Raw genomic sequence first — 7476 nt, 5'->3', positions numbered from 1 at the left:
GTCGGGCGGCCTCGATCTCGTGGGAGCGTGCGGCAATCCCGGGCGCAAGCGCGTCGATCGCGGCCAGCAGCCGTGCGGCCGCGCCGGTCTCCGCGTGGCCTTCGCCAATCGCCGCCTCCCGGCCTGGTTTCAACAAGGGTTGCATCATGATCGCGCCTCCTCAGGGCGTTCCGGCGCATCCGGGCGCCGCGACATCAATCCGGTGCCAGGACCGGCGCAGCGACCAATGCCGGGCGCGGATTTCCGGGTGATGTCGCTGGCGAGCATGAATGACTACGAACGTAATCCGAGGATGGCGAAAACGCGCGCCATGGTCGCGGGCCCCGGCGGACAGGTCGCCTCCATCCTGCCCCATGAGCCGCACGCGCATCCGGCTCGCATCGGGATCAGCGCCAGGATCCCGGCGACCATCGCCGTCATCCCGGCGTCCGGAACCTGACCTCGACATTGCGTCCGACGATCGAACCGGATCGCGGTGCACGAAATGCCTCGATGCGTGGAACCTGCCCTGCGGGCTGGCAAATCCGCCGACAACGACTACATCACGGGTCCTGGCCGCCGCGCTTCCATCGAACGTCATCCCTTGAAGAGATCCGTGCTGATTTTCCTGCTCCTGCTGCTGGGACCGATCGCCGCGTCGACCGCCGCTTATCTGCTCGGCGATGGTCGCCACGACTGGCAAACCGCGGACCGCTCCAGCGCCGGGCTGCTGCCGAGGCCGGCTGAGCATGCCGATGCGCTGATACGGGTTTTCGCGGCCCGGACAGTGCGCTGGCGCGGGATCTTTGCGGTTCACAGCTGGATCGTCGTGAAAGAACGCGGCGCGGCGCGCTACTCCCGCTACGATTACACGGCGTGGGGCGAACCCATCCGGATCGACGGCTTTGTCGCGGATGGCCGATGGTTCGGTGCCGTCCCCGAGACCGTGGTCCACGTCGACGGCGACCAGGCGGAACAATTGATTCCGAAAATTCGCGCGGCGGTCGAGAGCTACAAGTTCAGCGCTGACGGCGACTACCGTCCCTGGCCGGGGCCGAATTCCAATACCTTCATCCAGGCGATCCTCGACGCGGTGCCGCAGTTGAACGCGGTGCTTCCGCCCACCGCCATCGGCAAGGACTATCCCTACCGCGGGGACTGGTTCGGCTTCACGCCATCGGGAAGCGGCGTGTTCGTTTCGCTGGCCGGCTATCTCGGCCTGAAGATCGGATGGATCGAGGGTCTCGAGCTGAACGTCTTCGGCGGCGTGCTCGGACTCGATATCAGACGGCCGGCGCTGAAGCTTCCAGGCATCGGCCGCATCGGCGCGCCCCTCGTTTGATCGTGCTCGCGCGGTACGCAGGTCGAGCAAAGAGCAAACTCTTTCGGGTTGGTTTCGCTGGAGACAAGCCTGCGCTGCTGCTGTATGCTGGTAAAGCCGCGATCTCATCATGGTATGATGGCGAACTGGATGGACGAACGCATCACGACCGAGAGCCGACTCGGGATGTATCTCAGGGATCGCCGTGCCAAGCTCGATCCGGCAGCCTTCGGCTTCCCGCCGGGGCGTCGCCGCACCCCCGGCCTGCGCCGCGAGGAAGTGGCGCAGCGCGCCAACATCAGTCCCACCTGGTACACCTGGCTCGAGCAGGGACGCGGCGGCGCGCCCTCGGCCGACGTCCTGGAGCGGATTGCGCGCGCCCTCATGCTCACCGATGTCGAGCGCGAGCATCTGTTCCTGCTCGGCCTCGGCCGGCCGCCCGAGGCGCGCTACCAGAAGAGCGACGGCGTCACGCCACGGCTGCAGCGTGTTCTCGACGCACTTGATCCGACCCCTGCCGTGATCAGGACGGCGATATGGGACGTCGTGGCCTGGAACAGGGCCGCGACCGTGATGCTGATCGACTACGCCTCGCTTGCGCCGGACGAGCGCAATATCCTGCGCTTCATCTTCCTCGATCCGGGCGCCCGCGCCGCGCAGCACGACTGGGAGAGCGTGGCCCGCTTCGTGCTGGGCGCGTTCAGGGTGGACGCGGCCCGCGCCGGCGCCGCGGCCGAGGTGGAACCTCTGATCGACGAACTCTGCCGCCGCAGTCCCGAATTCAAGGCGATGTGGCGCGACAACGACGTTCACGGCGGCCATGGCGAGGCGGTGAAGCATATCCGCCATCCCCTGCTCGGCCCGCTCGCCTTCGAACATTCGGCGTTCGCGGTCGACGGACGGACCGACCTCACCATGGTGGTCTACAATCCCGCGACGGCAGAAGACGCCGGACGAATCGCGTCCGCACTCGCTTGAGTTGCATGTCAAGCCCCGCCATCACACCGCAGGACATAATAGGGCTGGTGAAGGCAATCGATCGGTGCAAGATTGGCCACGTTTTCTTCCAGGCTGAGTTGGATGGCAGAGCCTGATCATCCGCCCGATCCGCGTGCTGCCGTCGTCATTACCGACGAGCTGCAGCGCCGTCCGGCCGCCAGTCCCGACCATCTGCGCGAGAAGCAGGCGATCCAGGACCTGGCGCAGCAGATGGCGGATCGGCCGACCGAGATCATTCCGCGTCTCGTCGCGCTCGCGATGGAGATCTGCGACGGCGCTTCCGCCGGCGTCAGCGTTCTCGATGCCGAGACCAACCGCTTCCGCTGGCTCGGCGTGCAGGGCGCGCTGGCGGCGATGCAGGGTGTGACGGTGCCGCGCGAGAACAGTCCGGCCGGTGTCTGCCTGGATGTCGGCGGACCGGTCTTGATGGCGCAGCCGGGACGCGCCTTCGGCTGGATCCGGGGCGCTCTGCCGGTGTCGGAGCTTCTGCTGGTGCCGCTGCAGAGCAAGGGCGCGCCGCCGCTCGGGACGTTGTGGGTCATCGCCAAGGACGCGGGACATTTCAACAGCGGCCATGCGCGCGCGCTCGGCGACCTCGCGGCTTTCGCGGCCATCGCATTGCGCATGATCCAATCGGAAGAACGGCTCAGCCAGGCCTTGAGGATCCAGGAAACATTGGCCGACGAGATGAGCCACCGCGTCAAGAACGTCTTTGCGCTGGCCGAAGGCATGGTCCGTCTCAGCGCACGAAGCGCGCTGAGCATCGACGATCTCGCGGCCAAGCTGATGGGACGGCTTCATGCGCTGGCGGACGCGCATGCACTGGTGCGCCGGCGCTTCAATCAAATGCCCTGGGAGGGAGCGGATTTCGCCGAGATTCTCACCCGCATCCTGCTGCCGCATGATGATGGACGATCGCTGATACGCGGTCCGGCGCTTTCGGTAGGCCAACGGGCGGTCAACAATCTTGCCTTGCTGTTTCATGAGCTGGCGACCAACGCCGCCAAATATGGCTCGCTGAGCGTCGAGCAGGGCGCCGTCGAGATCGAGTGGGATGCCGACGAGACAGAAATGAGCCTGCAATGGCGCGAGGCCGGCGGCCCCGTCACCAGGCCGCCGGAACGACAGGGCAACGGCGTGAAGCTGGTCAACGCCACGATGCAGCAACTGGGCGGAACGATCGACTATGACTGGCGTCCCGAAGGCTTGATCGCGCGCCTTCGACTGCCGATCGCATCCTTCGGCAACTGAGCTTTTTGGCCGGCAGCGCGGGTGCAGCCGCGCGCTTTCCTGTTGCCCTCTGCCGGAATTGGATTAGCCTGCCGCGGGTCAAGTCGTCGGGAGGGCGCGAACATGAAGTCCACCCTGAAGATCCAGACACCGGAAGCAATGACCTTGATCGCGGAAATCAAGGCCGAAATCAGAAAGCGCGCGGAGCTGCGCGCCAAGCGAAAATTATTGAAGGTGCCGAAACGGCTGGCGAAACGCTGATGGCCGGCCAGCCCCTCGGGCCAGCATCTCAAGTTGAAAAAACTGCGACGCGGCTCAGCGAGACAAACATCGCTGCGGCACCAGGCCATTGGACATGACGGATCAGATCGAGCCAGACAAATGGTACTTCACCGTCGATTGCTCCAGATGCGGAGAGACGATTCCGTTCGCGCAAGCGCCCTCGCCCGAACGAGAGCCAGAACCGCGATTTGACACCATCAAGCTGCAATGCCCCGATTGCGGGGCCGAGGACATCTATGCGCCGGCCCTGATGTCGCGCCGCCAGGGACGCTGAAAGCGCGTGAGCCAGCCTGAAGAGGCGGGTAAGGCTACCTGCCGCCCCGGTTGGAAATTTTCGCGCCGTGCAGTAGGTTCCCGACCATGAGGTCGTCCGATATCATCTGTCCCAAATGCAAGGCCGGCTACCGCCGGCTTGAAGTGGCTTCCGGCAGACGGACCATGGGAGCTTACCGTTGCCTGCTCTGCGATCATATCCTTGACGTTTTCGACGGCTCAACCGAGGTGGCCATCCGTCTCACCGTCCAGCCCGAGAAAATCGCCAAGTGAACTCGCCAAGTGAAATCCCCGCGCGAAATCCCCGCGCGCAGACCAATTCCCGCTTTTGCGCGGGAGCTTGATTGGAACTCGCAGAGAGGTGCTTTCCACGCTCGGACCTCCGTCGGGATTGGTGTGGCTCAGGAGCGTTTCCAGAACCAGGAAAAATTTTTCCGCTAGCATGTGCGTCTCATCGGAAGGAGTCCTGCAACTCCGTCCTGGTTCGCTGGGTCGCGTTGACGAGCTGCTGCGCGCGCTACGTACAACCTCGATGCGAAGGCTGCAAGAAAACGACCAACCGTAGGACTACTGTGGCGTTGTCCCGCTTCGCGGCATCCAGCGCCCGGCGAGCGCGATGGGAGCGAGCCGCTCACCTCGTCCGCCAAGATCTTTTCTTCGAAATGCGAACCGCCTGTCACAGACCAGGGATACACTCGCGTCGCCGCATCTGTTCAGCGTGGCGGCCACGTACTCGCGTCAACCACTCCCTGCCTGCCGGATGGCGCGGGCGGGGATTTTTTTCGCCGGTGGACGTCTTTTGCGGTTTCAAGGTCCGTCAAAATCGGCGGATCATACTGATCCGGAGCAGCGGCAAGCCACGGACCCGCAAACATGCGCACCGCACCCGCGGAAAATCCGTGGACCAAGTTCTCATTTTGTTCTATATCTAGGCTATGTCTATCCGCCTGATCAAGCACGAAGAGGGTTACGAGGCCCGGTATCCGGATAATACGCCGAGCCGCCATTTCTATTTTGACAACGCTGGCCGGCGCGCAATCAACAAGCGCATGACGCCAAAGCAAGCTGAGGAAGCGGCGAAGGCGTTTGCGCGTGCCCGGGAAAAAGCTGAGGGGAACCACTAACCGGCCCACGTCAGGAAAAAATTGACTGCCGCAGCATAAGAATTGGCGCGATTGGTGTTATGTTTTTTGCCAGTACAGGATGCAGCAACGTGGCAGAACGCTCGCAATATCGATTTATAATCGATGTTCTCACCGTCGATCACCTGCCGATGGCTCGCTTGGCCGAGTACATGACGGAGCTAGCCGCCCTACTGGGTGAGCGCGAGAACGTCCACTTCTCGCATCTCGAGTCGGGCAGTGCGGTTCTCGTCTCAAACGTCGAATCTGTCGCCTTCCCAAAAGTCGAGGAGCGCGTTTCGCAGGTTAGGCAAGGCAGCGGTCCAAAGGACGCGATGCAGGCCTATAAGAACATCGACAGTATGTTGGCCAAGGACGGCGCGATTGCGTCACTAGTAACGCCGATAAAGGGCAACGTCATTGAGTTTCCAGGTCGCCTGAACCCGAAGCCGATGCGTTACGGGCCCTTCCGCGAGATCGGCACGATCGATGGTCGGATTATCCGAATCGGCGGCCGCGACGAGACAATTCCGGTTTGGCTCAGAGATGGCGACGTAGTTTACAACTGCAACGTTCGCGGCGAAGAAGTCGCGCGGCGACTCGCGTCTTATTACCTGACCGGCGTCGTGCGCCTGCATGGCAATGGCAAGTGGGTGCGCGAGGAAAATGGGGCCTGGAAACTGGAGCAATTCGACATTACCGATTTCGAGGTGCTCGACGATTGCCCGATGGCCGAAGTGGTCTTCAAGTTACGCGAGGTCGAAGGGAGCACCTGGCACGAAAGCGACGACGCGCTGAGCGACATTCTCGGCCTTCGGCGCGATAGACGGGACCACCATTAGATGACGGTCGTTGTCTTTGACACGTCCTTTCTGATCCCACTTTTGGATCCGCGTGTGAAAGGCGTTGGCAAAGTTGATGCGAAACTTCTGCATCTCATCGAGACGCTCGACAAGCAAAAAGGTGTTGTTATCGTCCCGACCCCCGCGTTAAGCGAAATGCTTGTTGGCGCAGGTGACGCGGCGCCCCAATATCTGGAAATTCTCAGCAAGACGCCCCGCTTCAGGATTGCCTCCTTCGGGCCGCGAGCAGCTGTTGAGGCAGCGGCGCGGCATCGAGAGGCTGCAAGCTGGCGACAAGAAGGAAGGTTCCCAGAGCTGGGCGAAGGTGAAGTTCGATCGACAAATCATCGCCATTGCCAAAGTCGAGGGAGCGGAACTAATCTATTCAGAGGACAGCGACATTCGCCGACAAGGCGAAGCCTCGGGACTCAAAGTCCTCCGGTTAGAAGATTTAGAGGACCCTCCAGCCAAAACACCGGACCTCTTCGGGGGTTGCTAGCTGCCGCTGTATGCTGGAAACGAGACGCGCCTGCACCCGGCAACGCCTCCTCGTGCCATGCGACGCCCGCTAATGTGCGCCCCAAGCAGTTCGCGTCCGTCGATGTCGAATCGGAGTCTGAGTCATCTGCGATGCCTCCTTCAGGGTCATCAGCCTCGAACGGGAGGGCCGGTTTCACTGGTGGATCATACACCATTTTGGAGCGAGACTCCAGCGCGGGCGCCGCTGAAACCGCCCCGCCCGCCCGCGCCGGAGAGCCCGCAATACACGAAGGCCAGCCCTGGGCGTCGCTCACGACGTCGCCTTCGTTTCCACCGGATTGCCATGAACGGTGTGGGCGACGATCTCCAATTCGCCGTCCGACTCCTCGATCGCCTGCGCGATCATCGCGAACTGATCCTCGGTCAGGTCGTAATAGGTTTCGCGGCTTTCCTCTTCGCGCTCTTCCCACCACACCTAGACCAGGCCGTTCTTGGACAGCAGCGCATCCTTGATGAAGGCATACAGCACCATGAAGCCGGGGTTCTGCTGCATGAACACATGGTTCAGATAATCGGTCTCCTGCTGCGCGGCGGCTTCGTCATCGGGGCCGACCGGCTCGAAGCGCACCACTTCGTCTGATGTGAGCGGCGTCAATCAGCTTCGTGGGGGCAGGCCAATACGACTGCGTCACTCAGGCTATCGCCCTCTCACCACCGTCATTCCGGGGTCCGCGAAGCGCGAGCCCGGAATCTGATCTTGACAGTGAAAGATGCGTGCAACGACCATCTCGGCCGGCAATTCCGGCCTGTGGTTATGGATTCCGGGCTCATTCGCTTTGCGAATGCCCCGGAATGACCAGGGGGGATATCACGCGCCTCGCCCGGTCATGACGCAGTAGGACTAAGCGGAAGTTGCAGCTTCGCGAAAGCGTAAATCATTGATCCGATT

11 protein-coding genes are annotated in these 7476 nt (G+C 62.5%); 9 read left to right on the top strand and 2 right to left on the bottom strand.

Features of this window, described 5'->3' with window-relative positions; genetic code table 11:
* Positions 1-226 precede the first annotated feature (226 nt).
* The 9 genes from WCB02_RS06420 to WCB02_RS06380 all read left to right on the top strand — a co-directional run bounded on the left by WCB02_RS06420 (position 227) and on the right by WCB02_RS06380 (position 6546).
* The gene (locus tag WCB02_RS06420) at positions 227-439 is read left to right on the top strand and encodes a hypothetical protein (RefSeq protein WP_423956997.1); all 213 of its coding nucleotides are present in this window, start codon (positions 227-229) and stop codon (positions 437-439) included.
* Between the two features lie 156 nt (positions 440-595).
* A complete protein-coding gene (locus tag WCB02_RS06415; protein WP_423956998.1) occupies positions 596-1321 on the top strand; it encodes a DUF3750 domain-containing protein in 726 nt (241 codons plus the stop codon).
* A gap of 129 nt (positions 1322-1450) precedes the next feature.
* Complete coding sequence (locus WCB02_RS06410; RefSeq protein WP_423956996.1) at positions 1451-2278, top strand: helix-turn-helix transcriptional regulator; 828 nt, start codon at positions 1451-1453, stop codon at positions 2276-2278.
* Between the two features lie 102 nt (positions 2279-2380).
* Positions 2381-3550 (top strand): sensor histidine kinase, encoded by a 1170-nt coding sequence (locus WCB02_RS06405; RefSeq protein WP_423956995.1) that lies wholly within the window; start codon positions 2381-2383, stop codon positions 3548-3550.
* Between the two features lie 102 nt (positions 3551-3652).
* On the top strand, positions 3653-3790 hold the full coding sequence (locus WCB02_RS06400) for a hypothetical protein (RefSeq protein WP_423956994.1): 138 nt from the start codon (positions 3653-3655) through the stop codon (positions 3788-3790).
* 94 nt (positions 3791-3884) lie between these two features.
* Positions 3885-4085 (top strand): hypothetical protein, encoded by a 201-nt coding sequence (locus WCB02_RS06395; protein WP_423956993.1) that lies wholly within the window; start codon positions 3885-3887, stop codon positions 4083-4085.
* A gap of 934 nt (positions 4086-5019) precedes the next feature.
* Positions 5020-5208, top strand: a complete 189-nt coding sequence (locus tag WCB02_RS06390; protein ID WP_423956992.1) for a hypothetical protein — start codon at positions 5020-5022, stop codon at positions 5206-5208.
* Between the two features lie 89 nt (positions 5209-5297).
* Positions 5298-6047, top strand: a complete 750-nt coding sequence (locus WCB02_RS06385) for a hypothetical protein (protein WP_423956991.1) — start codon at positions 5298-5300, stop codon at positions 6045-6047.
* Between the two features lie 163 nt (positions 6048-6210).
* A complete protein-coding gene (locus WCB02_RS06380) occupies positions 6211-6546 on the top strand; it encodes a hypothetical protein (RefSeq protein WP_423956990.1) in 336 nt (111 codons plus the stop codon).
* A 291-nt stretch (positions 6547-6837) separates the two neighbouring features.
* Here the strand turns inward: WCB02_RS06380 and WCB02_RS06375 are convergent, their stop codons facing one another.
* On the bottom strand, positions 6838-7002 hold the full coding sequence (locus tag WCB02_RS06375; protein ID WP_423956989.1) for a hypothetical protein: 165 nt from the start codon (positions 7000-7002) through the stop codon (positions 6838-6840).
* The gene (locus WCB02_RS06370; RefSeq protein WP_423956988.1) at positions 7003-7182 is read right to left on the bottom strand and encodes a portal protein; all 180 of its coding nucleotides are present in this window, start codon (positions 7180-7182) and stop codon (positions 7003-7005) included.
* Positions 7183-7476 lie beyond the last annotated feature (294 nt).

Source organism: Bradyrhizobium sp., from assembly GCF_049581145.1.
Taxonomy (GTDB): Bacteria; Pseudomonadota; Alphaproteobacteria; order Rhizobiales; family Xanthobacteraceae; genus Bradyrhizobium.
The sequence above is the reverse complement of the archived record's forward strand: the minus strand, read 5'-3'. Positions and strand labels throughout refer to the sequence as shown.